The sequence below is a fragment of the Sphingomonas sp. R86520 genome, assembly GCF_042466285.1.
GTDB lineage: Bacteria > Pseudomonadota > Alphaproteobacteria > Sphingomonadales > Sphingomonadaceae > Sphingomonas.
This window is the reverse complement of sequence record NZ_JAXHBZ010000001.1, coordinates 1354799-1369981: the sequence shown is the minus strand read 5'-3', so window position 1 is coordinate 1369981 and position 15183 is coordinate 1354799. Positions and strand designations below refer to the sequence as shown.

Here is a 15183-nt window from a genome sequence, read left to right as displayed (position 1 = left end):
GACATCGGTCAGTTCGGTAGTCATAGCCACTTGGCCTTCTTGAAGCGCACGAACAGCAGCAGACAGAACAGGACTATCACGCCAAGCACGACGAAGTATCCGTAGGTCGTGTCCAGTTCCGGCATGTTCCGGAAATTCATCCCGTATATTCCCGCGATCGCGGTCGGGACCGCCAGTATCGCTGCCCACGCTGCGAGCTGACGGGTAATTACACCCATCCGCTGCGCTTCCAGGAGGCTACTGGCTTCGAAGACCGTGGACAGGACGTGAAGAAGACCATCGACCATCGACTGCACGCGGTGGACATGATCCGCGACGTCGCTGAAATAGGGTGTCATTTCAGCGCTGATGCACGGAAAATGGCCGCGAACGAGTTTTCGCACCAGCTCCGCCATCGCCCCGAGCGTGCGCTGGAAGCGGGTCAGTTCGGATCTCAGTTCGAAGATCCGGACGACCTCCTCTCGCCCGAGGAAGTCGTCGAGCGATCGTCTTTCCATTGCCAGGACGTCGTCCTCGATCATTTCGAAGATCGGCAAATACTGGTCGACGATGCGGTGCAGGATCGCGTGCAGCACATAGTCGACACCCTTACCGAAGAGCGTCGGCGATCCCTCGAGTTGCTCGCGGAGGTTGCCCAATGCGCCAGCGCTGCCATGCCGTACGCTGATCAGTTGATTGTGACCGGTGAAGATCGCCATCTTGCCATAGCTGATCCGGTCGCCCGCAAGCGCCGCGGTCTGCGCGACGATATAGAGCTCGTCGTTATAGACTTCGAGCTTGGGCGGGCCCAGCGCGTGCATCGCGTTGCCGACCGCCAACGGATGAAGATTATACGTCGCCTGAAGCGTGCCAAGTTCGTCGTCGGTGGGGTCGCCAAGCGCGATCCAGCAGAAACCCGAGCGATCGTCGCTTAGCTGGACATGCTCATCGAGCGCGATTTTCCGGACCCGCTTGCCCTGGTGGTAATAATACGCGGCGATGACGCTCATGCCGGACGCGCCGCGATGGCGAGGCCACGCTGGGCGGATGGTCGAGCAAGCCCGCGTCCAAGTCGTGCCTCGACGTTCATTCAACCGTGGTAAGGACGGAAGGTTGCGCGTCATCCTTCTGGCGCTTCGGAAGTACCCATCCGGCGCGGGGGAAGTGGCAGGTGTAGCCGTTCGGCCGCTTCTCCAGACAATCCTGATGGTCCGGTTCGCCCTCCCAGAATGCGCCGGCCGGCACGACCTCGGTGACCACTTTGCCATCCCACAGTCCGGAGGCATCGACATCGGCAATCGTCTCTTCGGCGACGCGCCTCTGCGCCTCGTCCGTGTAGTAGATTCCCGACCGGTAGGAGAGCCCCAGATCATTGCCCTGGCGGTTCCTGGTCGTTGGATCGTGGATCTGGAAGAAGAATTCCAGAATGTCTCGGTAGCTCGTCACGGCCGGATCGAAGACGATCTCGATCCCCTCGGCATGCGTGCCGTGATTGCGATAGGTGGCATTCGCCAGGTCGCCGCCGGTGTAACCCACGCGGGTCGAGACAATGCCGGGCCGCTTGCGGATCAGATCCTGCATGCCCCAGAAGCACCCGCCTGCGAGAATGGCGCGCTCATGCATATTAAGCTTCCTCTGTCTGATCGAGATATGCACCGTGTCCCTCGGACTCCATATCATCGCGGGGGATCAAGCGCAGAGACGCCGAGTTGATGCAGTAGCGCAGACCACCCTGGTTGGAGGGGCCGTCCGGAAAAACGTGGCCGAGATGACCGTCGGGATGCACCAACCTGACCTTCGTGCGGACCATGCCGTGCGTGGTGTCGCGCAGTTCGTTCACGTTCGCGGGCGCGGTCGGCTTGGTGAAGCTTGGCCAGCCGGAACCGGAATCGAACTTGTCCGTCGAGGCGAACAGCGGCTCTCCCGCCACGACCTCGACAGAGATGCCCGGCTCCTCGTCGTCGTTATACGCTCCCGAAAACGGCCGTTCGGTACCCGAATCCTGACTGATCCGACGTTGCTCGGCGGGGAGGCGATCGACTGATGTCTGCGACTCTTCAAGCTTCATGATAGTCTCCGGTGTTCATCTTGGAGCACCAGGCGCGCTTTCGCAAGTTTATCGTTCACCCATATACTATCGCAGTACAGTTTGGATTTGGTCAATATGCTAGATACATAGTTTCACTAGCGCCGCAGTTCTTGGCGTCGTGGCTCAGCCTCACGCATATCCGGAAACCAGTCGCGCGATATTGCGGACCTCGAGCGGGGCCGTCGACCCGGATACCGTCGCGATCAAGACCTCGCGGTCCACGATCATTACCCAGTCGCGCGTCGGCGCGAACGGTGGCGAACCGATCACGGTTATAGACGCGGTCGTGCCGCGACCGTAAAATGTCCGCGTCTCGTCGGGCAAACAGAAGCGGGACAAACGGGGGGGCTCACGTGCCGATCATGAAAAGCGCAACTGCCTTTGCCGTCTCGCTTCTGCTGTCGACTTTCGTGCCGGCCATTGCCGCAGGCCAATCCGCCGGTCCATCCTCCGGTCCATCCTCCGGGCAGTCCATCGGTCTGGAGGACATGGTCGGCGCGCGCGCCGGGCAGGCCGAGGCGGAGGTGCGGCATCGCGGCTACACCAACATCCGCGCCGAGAAGGGTGACGACCGCAGCTACGCCTATTGGTGGAACGCCGATCGCCGCCAGTGCGTCGTCATCGCCACGATGGAAGGGCGCTACAACTCGATCCAGGCGACGACTCCACCCGATTGCCGCAAGCCTGCAAACCTCAGGTTGGCGCCTGGGTATGCGACGCACCGACCCCAACCCGGCTATCAGCCCGAGCCAGGCTATTTGCGTCCACCGAACCACCCGGGCAGCACGCAGCTTGGCTATCCCCTTGGCGGCCCGGTGATCGACGGCCGTTCCGTCGGCCTCGGTCTGGTCTGCTTCGGTGACGGATCGAAAAGCGGCATCGCCAGAGGTACGGCATGGACGTGGAACCGCGACCGCGATCGCTATGAATACGGCACCTACAACCAGACCACGCGCGAAGTCTTCGATGCGTCGCTGATGGTGCAGACCTGGGACGGTGGCGGCCGCATCCGCCTGCCGCGCTCGCTGATTCCGCCGATCAACTCGCGCGGCAACAATGGCTGGTGGGACCTTTACGACGTCGTCTCGGGTCCCGACGTCATCCGCGCGACCTACCGGCTCAACGGCCTAAACAAGCCACGCATCGTGATCGACCGGCGGACCGGGCGGATCACCGTGCAGGGAACCGCCAGCTACGGCTTCCGCGGTTCGTGCGACGTGATTGGCCACGAGACGCGCAAATTCTGAACCTCGTGCCTGCTGGCGGTACTCTGGCGACGCTGATCGAACTCCCCTTGCGACGGAACTCGTCGTCACAACGGCCATCTTCCACCGCCTCGGGCGCTTCGGTCGCGGCAGTGTCGGTATTGAGCTCGATCCTGTGGCGCGAACCGGTGCCGCTTATACCAGCGGGGTCGTACTCGGCCCGCTGGTCGCGGAATTGTAGCGCGTGCGGCACCGGCAAACTCGCCATCGAAGCGCTATTGTTGTCCAGCCGTTGCAAAAGGCCAATTGGAAGGAGTTCTCCCGCGACATCGCGCAGGAAAGGCCGTTTGCAGGGATATTCGGTAGGCCCGCTCAAGGCGTTTGTCTCGATCAGCGACCGTCTTACGACGATCCCGAGCCTGCTCTTCGTCCGCATCGGTCTCCGCTGGCGTCACTCTTTCACCCCAGCGCAATTCTGGTGCCGAGCGCGGCGATCAGCGTCAGTGGCATCGCCACCGCACCGACCTTCAGGAAGCGCCAGAACCCGATATCCTCGCCCTCCCGGCGGATCGCCTGCAACCACAGGATTGTCGCCAAGCTACCGGTGATCGACAGATTGGGACCGAGGTCGACGCCGATCAGCAAGCCGTCCACGACCAACTTCGGCGGCTGTGCCTGTGCAACGGCGGTGCTGGCGACGAGTCCCGCGGGCAGGTTGTTCATCAGGTTCGATCCGAACGCCAGGATCGTCCCCGATACCGCCGATGCCTGCACCGGATCGGCCGACGCGGTGCGGATCGCCTGCGCGACCCACGCTATCACCCCCGTGCGGTCGAGCGCCGCAACCAGCACGAACAGTCCTGCGACAAGCGGCAGCACGCTCCACGCAATATCGCGCAGCAGCGTGACCGGCGACGACCGGGCGATCGCGCAGACAACAAGCGTCGTGACGATGCCTGCGATCGCGGTCGGCAGGCCGAGCTCGCTATCGAGCGCGGAGACGACCAGCAGCACGACCGCGGTTGCGACGATGCCGACGAACGCGGCCTTGCCGCCTGCGGTCAGCGGGGTGCGCTCGACCTCGCTGATGCAGATGCCCGCCAGTCGCTTGCGCTCGAGCCAGCGCAGCGCGAGGAAGGTGACGATGATCGACGCCACCGACGGCAGCGCGAACGACGCGAACCACTGGCCGAGCGGCGGCATCTTGCCACCGTAAAGCACGAGATTGGCGGGATTGGAGATCGGCAGCACGAAGCTCGCCGCGTTGGCGATCAGCGCGCAGGCAAACAGCAGAGGCAAGGGATCCGCCTTCGCCTTCTTCGCCGCGGCGTAGACCGCCGGGGTCAGTACCACCGCGGTCGCATCGTTCGACAGGAACGTCGTCGTGACGATGCCAGTGACGTAGACGAGCGCGAACAGCCGCGCGGTCGACCCCCTGGCGTGGATCGCCGCGGTGGCTGCGACCCAGTCGAACAGCCCTTCCGCGCGGGCGACCTCGCTAAGCAGCATCATGCCGATGAGGAACAGGTAGACGTCCATCCCCTTGGCGACTGCGCCGACCGCCGCGGGCAACGGGATGAGGCCGAACAGCAGCAGCAACGCCGCGCCGGCGACTGCCCAGATCGCCTCCGGCCAGCGAAACGGTTGCGCGATGACCGCGGCCGTGGCGGCGGCGCAGATACCCCAGGTTGCGCCGGTTGCGACGATCACGCGTGCGTCTCCGGCATCGCGGTGAGGTACAGCACGAAGCCGGCGACGGCGATCCCTGCGAGCGTGAGAAAGCTGGCGCTGTATCCCGCCCAGACGATCATCGAGCCGGCCAGCGTCGCGGACAGCCTTGCGCGGTCGATCAGTCCGCCTGCCGGTGTCTGCGACAGCAGGCCGACGATCCCGGCGATGGTGAGCACGAGTCCCACGGTCGCCTCGTTCCAGCCGTGCGAGGGGCCGCGAACGACCAGCAGGTAGATGGCGAGATAGGGCCCGAGCCCGTCGCGGACATCGGCCAGGAAGAAGTTGAGCGCGTCCAGCGTGCCGGTAGGCGTGCTGCGCTGCGAGGGGGCTTTCGTCTCGGACATGGCTGCCGCAAATGCCATTTCGGGTCTCCGGAGTTCGCGCGGGGAAAGGTAGAGCGTTTGGTAGCGTGCTTCGTCGGCGGCCGTCTGAACGATGCCGTTCAGGTTGGATTTACAATGACTTGACACATGCTGGATGGGCCGCGCGATATCGCTTCGCAGCGCGTACTGGTTCCGGCGCGGACCAAATAATCAACGATGTAGATGCGGACCTCGGGATATCGGAAGGCATGGCCTTGCCGACCCATTCGAGAGTTAAGCCGATCAACGCCCGCATTCCGCGCGGCGTCGCTGCAATCAATCCATCGGACTGGACTGCTAGTCCTGCAATCTCTTCGCTGTCATGGGTACTGCCGCCTAGCCGGGTGGCTAACGGGATCGACGGTATTGCACATGGCATCCGCGCCTGCATCCACGGTGAGTTCGGTTAAGAGGACGTCGTCGTCGGCGTGGCGTTGGGCGATCTCGAAGGCCTGGAGACGCATCTCGTCGTGGAGGACGAATTGTTGCTGGTGGTCGCCAGCGGCGATCCGTTGGCGGGCGAGACGTCGCAGCCTTGGGGCGCGATCGGCGGAAGCGAGATCATCCATATCGCCGGGGGCAGTAACGGCTGTTCTCCACGACAGGGGGCATGCACCATCGCCGAGATACTGCGTCGATCAGGTCGGGTCCCTCTACGGCCTGGCGCGCAGCGGGCTAGCGGTCACAGGTCTGATGATCCGGTTGTAGCGACACGGTCGCGTTGCACTCCCGGCCGAAGCGCGGCATTGTTGCAACAATCAGGGGGGAACATCATGCGCAAGACTATCGGGCGGGCGTATGGGTTGGCGATGCTGCTTGGAGCGACAACGACCGCCGCACAGCAACTGCCGGCTCCGGCCGATGCGCCCACCGCCGGCAGTGCGCAGGGGGACGTGTCGGTCACTATCTACAACAACGACGTCGCGCTGATACAGGACATACGCTCGCTGGCCCTGCCGAGCGGCCGCGCGCAGCAGAATTTTCCCGACGTGAGCGCGGCGATCCGGCCAGAGACCGTATCGCTGACGGTGCCCAACGCCACGATCGTCGAGCAGAACTTCGACTATGACCTGCTCAGCCCGTCAAGCCTGATGGAAAAGGCGGTAGGCGAGACCATCACGCTGGTGCGCACCAATCCCGCCACCGGGGTCGAGACCCGCGATCGCGCGAAGGTGCTGGCGGTCAACGGCGGCGTGGTGATCGCGGTCAACGGCCATGTCGAGGTGCTGCGCGACGACGGCCTGCCGGTGCGGGCGATATTCGACAAGGTGCCGGACGCGCTGCGTGCACGCCCGACATTGTCGGTCACGCTAGCCAGCACGCGCAAGGGATCGCGCCCTGCCACGCTCTCGTACCTGAGCCGCGGCCTCGGCTGGAGCGCCGACTATGTCGCGCTGTTCGACGACAAGAGCGGGACGGTGGACGTTCAGGGCTGGGTGACGCTGAAGAACACCAGCGGCACGACGTTCGGCAACGCCCGGACGCTATTGGTCGCCGGGGAGGTGGGCAGCACCGACGACGACGGCAATGGCGGCTACACGCCGCGACCGCGCCGCGTGACGATGACACGACCCGGCACCGAGAGCGCAGCGCGCGAGCAACTCGGCGACTTCTATCTATACCCGTTGGCCGAGCGCACCACGATCGCCGACAAGCAGACCAAGCAGGTCAGCTTCCTCGATGCCAAGGGCGTCGCGGCGAGTTCCGGCTATCGGTTCGAGAACAGCTGGCTCGGCAGCGCGGACGAGCCACGCAGCGCGCAGTCGGTGCTGCGCTTCAGCAACGCGGGCGCGGCCGGGCTGGGCGATGCGTTGCCGGCCGGGGTGGTCCGCGTCTATGTCCGCGATGCGCGCGGGCAGCCGCAATTTACCGGCGAGAACCGGATCGAGCATACGCCGCAGGGATCGACCATAGCGCTCCCCACCGGCGATGCGTTCGATGTGAAGGTCCAGCCCACGACCGTCTCGCGCACCCGGTTGGGCGACAGCCGCTGGCGGACCGCGGTGCGCTACAAGCTGACCAACGCCCGCGCGCGGCCGGTGACGGTCGAGCTGGTACAAGGCGGGCTGGACTGGGGCGACGTGCGCGTTGTCGAGGACAGCGCCAAGGGCGAGCGCCGCGACGCGGGGACATTGGCGTGGCAGGTTCCGGTACCGGCCAACGGCAATGCAACGGTCACCGCGACCTTCGACACGCGCTACTGATGCGGCGCCTCCTGCTGCTAGCCGCTGCGCTGCTGGCGGGCAGGGCAGAAGCGCAGACGACCACCGTCACCTCGTCCGCGCCCGATCATGTTGCACTGACCGTGTACCGGGCACCTGACGGCAGCGGGGTGATGAATCTCCGGTACCTCGGCGGCTTCGCGCTGGTGACGGAAATCCGCCGGGTTCGGCTGCCGCGCGGAACCGCGGTGCTACGGTTCGAGGGTGTGGCGAAAGGAATCGTGCCGGTCAGCGCCGTCGTCGACGGATTACCCGGCGGAACGATCGAGAAGAACCGCGACGCGCGTCTGCTTTCGCCAGCCTCGCTGGTGGATGGTACACTCGGGCGCGAGGTGACGCTTACCCGCACCGACAAGGCGACCGGACGCCAGCTGAGTGAACCCGCGACAATCGTTGCAGGCCCAGCGCCGGGGGTCATTCTGCGCACGATGGCCGGGATCGAGGCTTTGCGCTGTTCAGGGCTGGCGGAGCGACTGAATTTCGCCGGGGTGCCCGCGAACCTTTCGAGCAAACCGGTCTTGAGCGTGACGACGAGAAGCCGCACGGCGCGTACGGCGACGGTGCGCCTGTCCTATCTCGCCTCCGGGTTCGACTGGCGGGCAAGCTATGTCGCGACGCTCGCGACTGACAGGCAGTCGATCGACCTGTTCGCCTGGCTTACCCTTGCCAACGGCAATCCCGAGATATTTGCCGACGCCGACGTGCAGGCCGTGGCGGGCCGGCTCAATCGCGTAGCAATACGGGCAATCCCGGCGGAGGCAGGCGCACTGCGGCTGGTCTGCTACCCGCTTGGAACCACCACATCCGACCTGCGCGAGGCGCAATTCGAACCAGCCGATGAGATAGTGGTCACGGGGTCGCGCATGATGGCGTTTGCGCCATTACCGGCACCTGTGGCACCGCCGCCGCCGCCGCCCCCACCTGAGGATCTCGGCGACCTCAAGCTCTACCGCGTGCCGGCGCCAACGACAGTCGCCGCCAGAGGCCAGAAACAGGTGGCTCTGTTGGCTCAGCGCGATGTGCCGGTCGAACGTCGTTATCGGCGATCGGTGTATCCCGGCCAACTACTCAGCGAAGTACCGACCGCGATCGTGTTGATGCTGAAGAACGACCAGCAAGGCGGCCTGGGCGTGCCGTTGCCTGCTGGCGGCACCGCGCTTTACACTGCGCGGCCGAGTGGGCGACTTCTACTAGGCTTGGGGGCCATCACCGACCGCGCGGTCGGCGAGACGGTCCGGCTGGCAGCCGGTTCCAGCAACCAGGTGACGCTGACCCAGACGAACGCCGCGCCTGGCACGCCACCGGGTGTCGCAGCGCCCGCCGAAGGTTCGCGCGAGGCGATACTCACAGCGGTCAACGCGACCTCGTTCGCCGTGAATCTCGACATACCCATCGGTGCGGCGGGACAGAAGATCACCGCTGAGGATCACTACGTCAGCCGCACCGACGGTATCGTTACCTGGTCGCCCCAACTGCCTGCGGGAAGTCACGCTGAACTGCGTTACCGGTATTGACCGGCGAGCTTCCAGCATCGGCACGTGCGGATCGCTTTGCCACGCCATTGCGAGAGCTCGCGGAAAAAGCCGGCGATCGTCCCATCCAGGTCGAGGTGAAGAACCAGACTCGCATTCCCCTCCGGTATTCTCGGCGCTTCGGTGACGGTCATGCCGGGCTCACCGGGACCCGCGCTGGCATCGATGTGCGGACCGGCGAATTATTCGCGGCCGGCGGGCTTTGGCGACCTGGCATCCGGGCGACTGGGTCAAAACCCGCTCAATTCCGAGCCGGCGCTGTTTCAACAGAGAGCGCCGAGCTACCGGCAGCGTTGGCCAGGGTTCGGGGTTGTAGAATGACGGCTTTCGGCAACGGTCGGCCGATAGCCGTCGGACAGGTTGGCGCCACTTTGGCCGGCTGCTGTCGGCCGGATGCGGTAGCTCAATGACGGACGCTTTCCAGCACGGCACCGTCCATGAGGCCGCTGCGGATCTGCAGGCCGCGTTGCAGCGCGACGCCATGACCCTCGATTTGTGGAGCAGCCTGACACCCTTGGGCCGCAACGAGTTCATCTGTTGGGTGGAGGACGCCAAACAGAAGACCACCCGTGAGCGCCGCATTCGGCGGACACGCGATGACCTGCTCGAGGGCAAGAAACGCCCGTGCTGCTGGGCAGGATGTATTCACCGTACCGACAAGCCGCCGAGCAAATGGCAGCAGGCGGTACTGATCGACCGGAAGCCGCGTCGATAAGTGAGGCGGTGACCGTTGATGGTCCTTCCTGGCAGCGTCTGAGCCGAGGTTTCGCTGATACGCGTTAGCAGCCGGCTTCAGGAAGCGGCCGATGAGCACCAGTGTTGCCCAAGGACCAACCGCGACCGCGCACGAAGGGGTGGCCTAAATCGCTCCAAGACCTAAAAGACCTGATGGCTGGCCCGTTCAATCGCTTTGCAACGTCCAGGCGCTGGACTCCGTCGCGGTATCGAGCGCTGTTGCGCGCGCGCGGACCCCGATCGACGCAGTTTCGGACGCGGGTAGCGATCCTGACCGGTGCGATCCTCGTGGGGATCGTCGCGACGCTGTTCGCGGAGGCCGCCGACTGGGCGGGCGGAGTTTTCGGGCGATTTGCCCATACATGGCACTGGATGCCGCTGATCACCACACCGCTGACCTTTATGGGACTGGTCTGGCTGACCCGTCGCTACGCGCCGCTCGCGCGAGGATCCGGGATTCCCCAGGTCATTGCAGCCCAGGCCAATCCGAACGACGCCACCGGGACGCTCATTTCGATCCGGACGGTGGCGGCCAAGGCGGTGCTGACGATCGGTGCGGTACTGGGTGGCGCCTCGGTCGGTCGGGAAGGGCCGACCGTGCAGTTGGCGGCAGCCGTCATGGGTTTCACCCACCGCGTCGTCCGGGTGCCGTTGCGCGGCGGCGTCGTCATCGCCGGCGGCGCGGCGGGCGTCGCCGCTGCCTTCAACACGCCGCTCGCCGGACTGCTGTTCGCGATCGAGGAGCTCGCCTCGGCCTATGAGCAGCGGGTTACGCTGCTGGTGCTCGCCGCAATCGTCATTGCGGGCATGGTCGCCCAGTCCGTGCAGGGCGACTATATCTATTTCGGCGCGATCGGCGCGCATATGCCGCTCCTGTCGGCACTTCTCGTCGCCCCGGTCGCCGGGATCGCCGGCGGCATGTTGGGCGGGCTGTTTTCGCGGACCCTGCTGGCGATGGCGATCAGCCGAAATCGGTTGACCGGATGGGCTCGCGCGCATCCGGTCGCATTCGCGGGCATCTGTGGGAGCGTCGTCGCGGTGCTGGGTGTGGTGACCGGACTGACCTGGGGCACCGGTTACGCGTCGGCCCGCGCTATGATTGTCGGCGTGGACGCCCCGCTATGGTTCGGACCTGCCAAACTGATAGCCACGGCTGCAACGGCGATCGCCGGTCTGCCTGGCGGCATTTTCGCGCCATCGCTCGCCGTGGGCGCTGGCGTCGGCAATCTGCTGCGGGAGATATTCCCCGGAGAGCCAGCCAGTGCGATCGTAATCCTCGGGATGGTCGCCTATTTCGCGGGCGTCGTCCGCGCACCGCTGACCGCCGTGATCATCCTGTCGGAGACGACTGCCAGCCGAGGCCTGATGCTACCGATGTTCGCGACCGCGTTCATCGCCGACGCCGCCAGCCAGTGGGTTTGCCGCGAAAAGCTGTATCATGGTCTATCGAAGACCTTCGTCACGACGCAGACGACCCGGTCCGCCTGAGCACTGCAAAATCCGGGGTCGCCAGGCCTGCCGGGAGTAACGAGCACGCTAGCGCCTGCGTCTGCCACCGCGATCCTTCCGTCCAGTGGCAGGGCGATGGCGACATGGCGATCCTGCCCTTGTTATCAGTCGTGCTGATCGATGATCCCGGCCGCGGCGAGCGCTGCCAGCTCTTCGCCCGACAGGCCGAGCCGGTCCGCCAGCACCGCCTCGGTATGCTCGCCGAGCATCGGCGGCGGCGATCGGTAGGTGACCGGCGTGTCGGACAGCTTGATCGGGCTGCCGATCATCTGGAACGCGTCGTTCAGCGGATGCGGGATAGCCACGAGCATCTTGCGCGCGGCGACCTGTGGCTCGCCGAGCGCAGCGGCGACGTCGTTGATCGGCCCGACGGGCACCTTGACCGCCTGGATGATCGCGATCCATTCGTCGGCGGTGGCCGTGACGAACCGCGCCTCGAGCAGGGCTTCCAACACGTCGCGGTGCGCGATCCGATCCGTATTGCGCGCGAACCGTGGATCCCGCGGCAGGGCGGGCAGGCCGATGGCACCGCACAGCGCGACGAACTGGCTGTCATTACCGCACGCGATGATGAACGCGCGGTCGCTTGCATGAAACAGCTGGTACGGGACGATATTGGCGTGCGCGTTGCCGTAGCGACCCGGCGAACGGCCCGTCGAGAGATAGTTCATCGACTGGTTGGCGAGCGTCGCCACCTGCACGTCGAGCAGCGCCATGTCGCAATGCTGGCCGCGCCCGGTCGTCATGCGCGCGATCAGCGCCGCCTGGACCGCGATCGTCGCGTACAGCCCCGTCATCAGGTCCGCGACGGCGACGCCGACCTTTTGCGGACCACCGCCGGGACGGTCGTCGCGCTCGCCGGTGATGCTCATCAGTCCGGCAAGACCCTGGACGATGAAATCATAGCCTGGCTCGGCGGCGCGCGGGCCGGTCTGCCCGAACCCGGTGATCGAACAATAGATCAGCCGCGGGTTGATCGCCGACAGCGTCGCATAATCCAGACCGTACCGGGCAAGCGAGCCGCTCTTGTAGTTCTCGATCACGATATCGGCATTGGCGACCAGCCGGCGCACCAGGTCCTGCCCCTCGGGCCGCGCGATGTCGATCGCCACCGACCGCTTCCCGCGATTGGCCGATTGATAATAGGAGGCTTCGCCCGAGGAGCTGCCCGCGTCCGTCGGCATGAAGGGAGGGCCCCAGCTGCGCGTGTCGTCACCTGCGACCGGGCGCTCGACCTTGATCACGTCGGCACCGAGATCGGCGAAGATCTGGCTGCACCAGGGACCTGCGAGGACGCGGCTGAGATCGATCACCGTGATCCCGGTCAGGGCGCCGCTCACGCCGCGCGCCCCACGGACCATGTCCGGCTTTGGCTCCCAAGGCTGGATCGCCCACCGATACAGGGGGTGGCTGGCTTCACGCTATCCCTACCTATCAATACGGTTCCGCGCTGCGATACGCAGTGCCGCCATTCGTCGTTTTTCGATGCTTCGACGTTGCGGCTTAGCAGGGACCGGCAGCGAATGACAACGAACGAACCCGAGTTGACGACCCTGCGACCCGGCCCCTCGACGTCATCCGGCAGCGGTAACGCAGCGTAGGAACCCGTGCCGGGCAGTCGGGTGCGCCAGCGAGCCGGCAGCACACCGTCGTCTGGCTGACCTTCAGCGCCCGTGCGGCCGCGGATAGCGTGCCGTGCCGGGAACGTCTTAGGATCCTCCACCGTGCTTGGCGTCGATGCTCCAGGGTCCCGAACCCGCGGCTGCCAGGAAGAGAAAGGCGAACGTGTAGAGGATCGCCAACTCGCCGCCGTTGAGGACGGGGAAGAAGCCCTGGGGCGCGTGAACCATGAAATAGGCGACGGCCATCTCGCCGGCCAGCACGAAGGCGATCGGGCGGGTGAACAGGCCGACGAGCACGGCAAGGCCGCCGACGAGTTCAAGGACCGCAGCAAGCCCGAACAGGCTCAGCAGCGGCACCTGGCCCGGTGCTGCCCCGGCCGGAAAGCCGAACAGCTTCACCAGTCCGTGCGACAGGAACAGGAGCGCCAACACGATCCGGAAGATGGCGTGCAGGCGAGGCGCCCAGGACGAGGTGCTGGTATTCAGGCTGTTCGTGGTCATGACGTCATCCTTCGAATGTCAATGAAGGGCTCGAGGTGGAGCGATCGCAGGGAGCCAATGTGCGGTCGATGAAAGCGGTAGCGTATCGATGCCATGGCCGTTCGCGTCGGCGAACGTCTCCGGTCTAATTTAGGCGGGCGAAAGACGTCGCCCGAACATTCGGCAGCCAGTCCAGCGCCGCGCCAGCTGACGTGATCGTGGTCGTCATTCCGGCCCCTCGCGCGCGACCTGGAAACCGGCGAACGACTGGCTCACCGGCATGATCTCCAGCCGGTTGACGTTGAGGTGGGGCGGCAAGGTGGCGATCCACAGGATCGTTCCGGCGATGTCCTCCGCGGTCATCGGGTGCGCGCCCTCGTAGAGGGTGTCCGAGGCGGTTTGGTTGCCGGTGCGTATGACGGTGAATTCGGTTTCGACCATGCCGGGGTCGATCGAGGTGACGCGGACGCCGGTACCGTGCAGGTCGGAGCGCAAACCCAGCGTGAACTGCTGCACGAACGCCTTCGTGCCGCCATAGACGTTGCCGCCGGCATAGGGATAAGTCCCCGCGACCGATGCGATGTTGACGATCGCGCCGCGCCGTTCGACCAGCGTCGGCAGCAGCGTGCGGGTAATCGTGACCAGCGCGGTGACGTTGGTGTCGATCATCGTCCGCCACTGATCGAGATCGGCGGATTGCGCAGGCGCCGTGCCGAGCGCGAGCCCGGCGTTGTTGACGAGCAGGTCGATCCCCCGAAACGCCTCGGGCAGGGCATCGATCGCCCCCCGGGTCGCCTCGGCATCGCGGATGTCGAACACCGCAGCGTAGACCTGCGACCCTAGTTCTTCGACAAGCCGCTCCAAGCGCTCGGCCCGACGACCGGTCGCGATAACCTGCCAGCCGGCGCCTACGAGCGCCCGCACGGTCGCCTGACCGATGCCGGAGGTCGCGCCGGTTACGATTGCCGTCTTCATGTCGTGTTCCTCAGCCCAGATCGCCGCCCGCCACGGGCAGCACCCAACCGGTGATATACGATGAGGCCGGAGCGAGGAGTAGCGCTCGTTCTACCCCCCGGTCTACAATCTGGCCTGGGGATGAGGTTTAGCGACCACAATGATCTGATCGCTTCGGGCCTGATCGACCGTGGCAGCACGACGCGAAGATAGCGCCGTCCGGGTTCAGTGGGGCTTGGTGACCCGGCTGTAGGGGACGAACTGGCCCAGCGAAACGAAGCCGCGAGGGAAGCGCGAGGCGCGGTCCACCAAGTTCACCGTGTCGATGCTGCACAGCTGCGAACCGAACGTACGAGTCACGAGAATGTCGTCGTCGCGCAACGTGTCCGCACCGGCACGAGGAACGTTGACGTATAGTCGCCCGCCATCGCGGTAGAGTATCGCCTTGCCCGCGATGATCTCTGACGAGTCCGTTCCTGACAGGCGGATACAGTTCACCGGCTTGCCGGCAACACGGCCGGCAAGCGCCTTTTGTAGCTGCATGTCCGGGGTGTCGTGATGGGCGGCCACGGCCGGCGCCGCGACCGCCAGGGCCGCTATGAATAGTGTTTTGAGCATGGTCTTTGCTAGGCCTGTTCTGCTGAACCGGAGCTTAAGGGTACAGGAACGCTTGGTCTCTGTAGTCATGGTGCTTGCGGGTGCTCGCCGGCGGCCGACAGATTTTTAAGAGCATGGGCTGGCCATCGGAACGAGATCGAAACCC

Annotated in this window: 17 protein-coding genes; 5 read left to right on the top strand and 12 right to left on the bottom strand. The window is 65.2% G+C overall.

The window, feature by feature from the left end; translation table 11 throughout:
* Positions 1-20: 20 nt before the first annotated feature.
* The 4 genes from SJY41_RS06265 to SJY41_RS06250 form a co-directional block, all read right to left on the bottom strand.
* The gene (locus SJY41_RS06265) at positions 21-989 is read right to left on the bottom strand and encodes a magnesium and cobalt transport protein CorA (RefSeq protein ID WP_380780033.1); all 969 of its coding nucleotides are present in this window, start codon (positions 987-989) and stop codon (positions 21-23) included.
* A 76-nt stretch (positions 990-1065) separates the two neighbouring features.
* The gene (gene msrA / locus SJY41_RS06260; protein WP_380780032.1) at positions 1066-1602 is read right to left on the bottom strand and encodes a peptide-methionine (S)-S-oxide reductase MsrA; all 537 of its coding nucleotides are present in this window, start codon (positions 1600-1602) and stop codon (positions 1066-1068) included.
* 1 nt (position 1603) lies between these two features.
* Positions 1604-2047 (bottom strand): peptide-methionine (R)-S-oxide reductase MsrB, encoded by a 444-nt coding sequence (gene msrB, locus SJY41_RS06255; RefSeq protein WP_380780030.1) that lies wholly within the window; start codon positions 2045-2047, stop codon positions 1604-1606.
* Between the two features lie 150 nt (positions 2048-2197).
* Entirely contained in the window at positions 2198-2407 is a 210-nt protein-coding gene (locus SJY41_RS06250; protein WP_380780027.1) for a hypothetical protein, read from the bottom strand.
* A 23-nt stretch (positions 2408-2430) separates the two neighbouring features.
* On the opposite strand from SJY41_RS06250, the gene SJY41_RS06245 reads away from it, so the two are divergent.
* On the top strand, positions 2431-3315 hold the full coding sequence (locus SJY41_RS06245) for a hypothetical protein (RefSeq protein ID WP_380780026.1): 885 nt from the start codon (positions 2431-2433) through the stop codon (positions 3313-3315).
* A 417-nt stretch (positions 3316-3732) separates the two neighbouring features.
* Here the strand turns inward: SJY41_RS06245 and SJY41_RS06240 are convergent, their stop codons facing one another.
* The 3 genes from SJY41_RS06240 to SJY41_RS06230 form a co-directional block, all read right to left on the bottom strand.
* Positions 3733-4983, bottom strand: coding sequence for an arsenic transporter (locus SJY41_RS06240; RefSeq protein ID WP_380780024.1), 1251 nt, complete (start codon positions 4981-4983; stop codon positions 3733-3735).
* Positions 4980-5366: a hypothetical protein gene (locus SJY41_RS06235; protein WP_380780022.1), complete on the bottom strand. Its 387-nt coding sequence runs from the start codon at positions 5364-5366 to the stop codon at positions 4980-4982. The genes SJY41_RS06240 and SJY41_RS06235 overlap by 4 nt, the downstream gene beginning before the upstream one ends.
* 320 nt (positions 5367-5686) lie before the next feature.
* Complete coding sequence (locus SJY41_RS06230) at positions 5687-5935, bottom strand: hypothetical protein (protein ID WP_380780020.1); 249 nt, start codon at positions 5933-5935, stop codon at positions 5687-5689.
* 204 nt (positions 5936-6139) lie between these two features.
* Here SJY41_RS06230 and SJY41_RS06225 point away from each other — a divergent pair, with 204 nt between their 5' ends.
* Positions 6140-7570, top strand: a complete 1431-nt coding sequence (locus tag SJY41_RS06225; protein ID WP_380780018.1) for a DUF4139 domain-containing protein — start codon at positions 6140-6142, stop codon at positions 7568-7570.
* Positions 7570-9102, top strand: a complete 1533-nt coding sequence (locus tag SJY41_RS06220; protein WP_380780017.1) for a DUF4139 domain-containing protein — start codon at positions 7570-7572, stop codon at positions 9100-9102. The genes SJY41_RS06225 and SJY41_RS06220 overlap by 1 nt, the downstream gene beginning before the upstream one ends.
* On the opposite strand, the gene SJY41_RS06215 is transcribed toward SJY41_RS06220, so the two are convergent.
* Entirely contained in the window at positions 9090-9254 is a 165-nt protein-coding gene (locus SJY41_RS06215; RefSeq protein WP_380780015.1) for a hypothetical protein, read from the bottom strand. The genes SJY41_RS06220 and SJY41_RS06215 overlap by 13 nt on opposite strands.
* 272 nt (positions 9255-9526) lie before the next feature.
* Between SJY41_RS06215 and SJY41_RS06210 the strand changes: the two genes are divergently transcribed.
* Both SJY41_RS06210 and SJY41_RS06205 read left to right on the top strand, forming a co-directional pair.
* Complete coding sequence (locus tag SJY41_RS06210; protein ID WP_380780014.1) at positions 9527-9835, top strand: YdeI/OmpD-associated family protein; 309 nt, start codon at positions 9527-9529, stop codon at positions 9833-9835.
* Between the two features lie 173 nt (positions 9836-10008).
* Positions 10009-11343, top strand: coding sequence for a chloride channel protein (locus tag SJY41_RS06205; RefSeq protein WP_380780012.1), 1335 nt, complete (start codon positions 10009-10011; stop codon positions 11341-11343).
* A 125-nt stretch (positions 11344-11468) separates the two neighbouring features.
* On the opposite strand, the gene SJY41_RS06200 is transcribed toward SJY41_RS06205, so the two are convergent.
* The 4 genes from SJY41_RS06200 to SJY41_RS06185 all read right to left on the bottom strand — a co-directional run bounded on the left by SJY41_RS06200 (position 11469) and on the right by SJY41_RS06185 (position 15038).
* Positions 11469-12704 carry a CaiB/BaiF CoA transferase family protein gene (locus SJY41_RS06200; protein ID WP_380780010.1) on the bottom strand — a complete coding sequence of 412 codons (1236 nt, stop codon included), beginning with the start codon at positions 12702-12704 and terminating at the stop codon, positions 11469-11471.
* 369 nt (positions 12705-13073) lie between these two features.
* On the bottom strand, positions 13074-13487 hold the full coding sequence (locus SJY41_RS06195) for a DoxX family protein (RefSeq protein WP_380780008.1): 414 nt from the start codon (positions 13485-13487) through the stop codon (positions 13074-13076).
* Between the two features lie 204 nt (positions 13488-13691).
* Positions 13692-14441, bottom strand: a complete 750-nt coding sequence (locus SJY41_RS06190) for an SDR family NAD(P)-dependent oxidoreductase (protein WP_380780005.1) — start codon at positions 14439-14441, stop codon at positions 13692-13694.
* Positions 14442-14645: 204 nt separating this feature from the next.
* Complete coding sequence (locus SJY41_RS06185; protein WP_380780003.1) at positions 14646-15038, bottom strand: hypothetical protein; 393 nt, start codon at positions 15036-15038, stop codon at positions 14646-14648.
* Positions 15039-15183 lie beyond the last annotated feature (145 nt).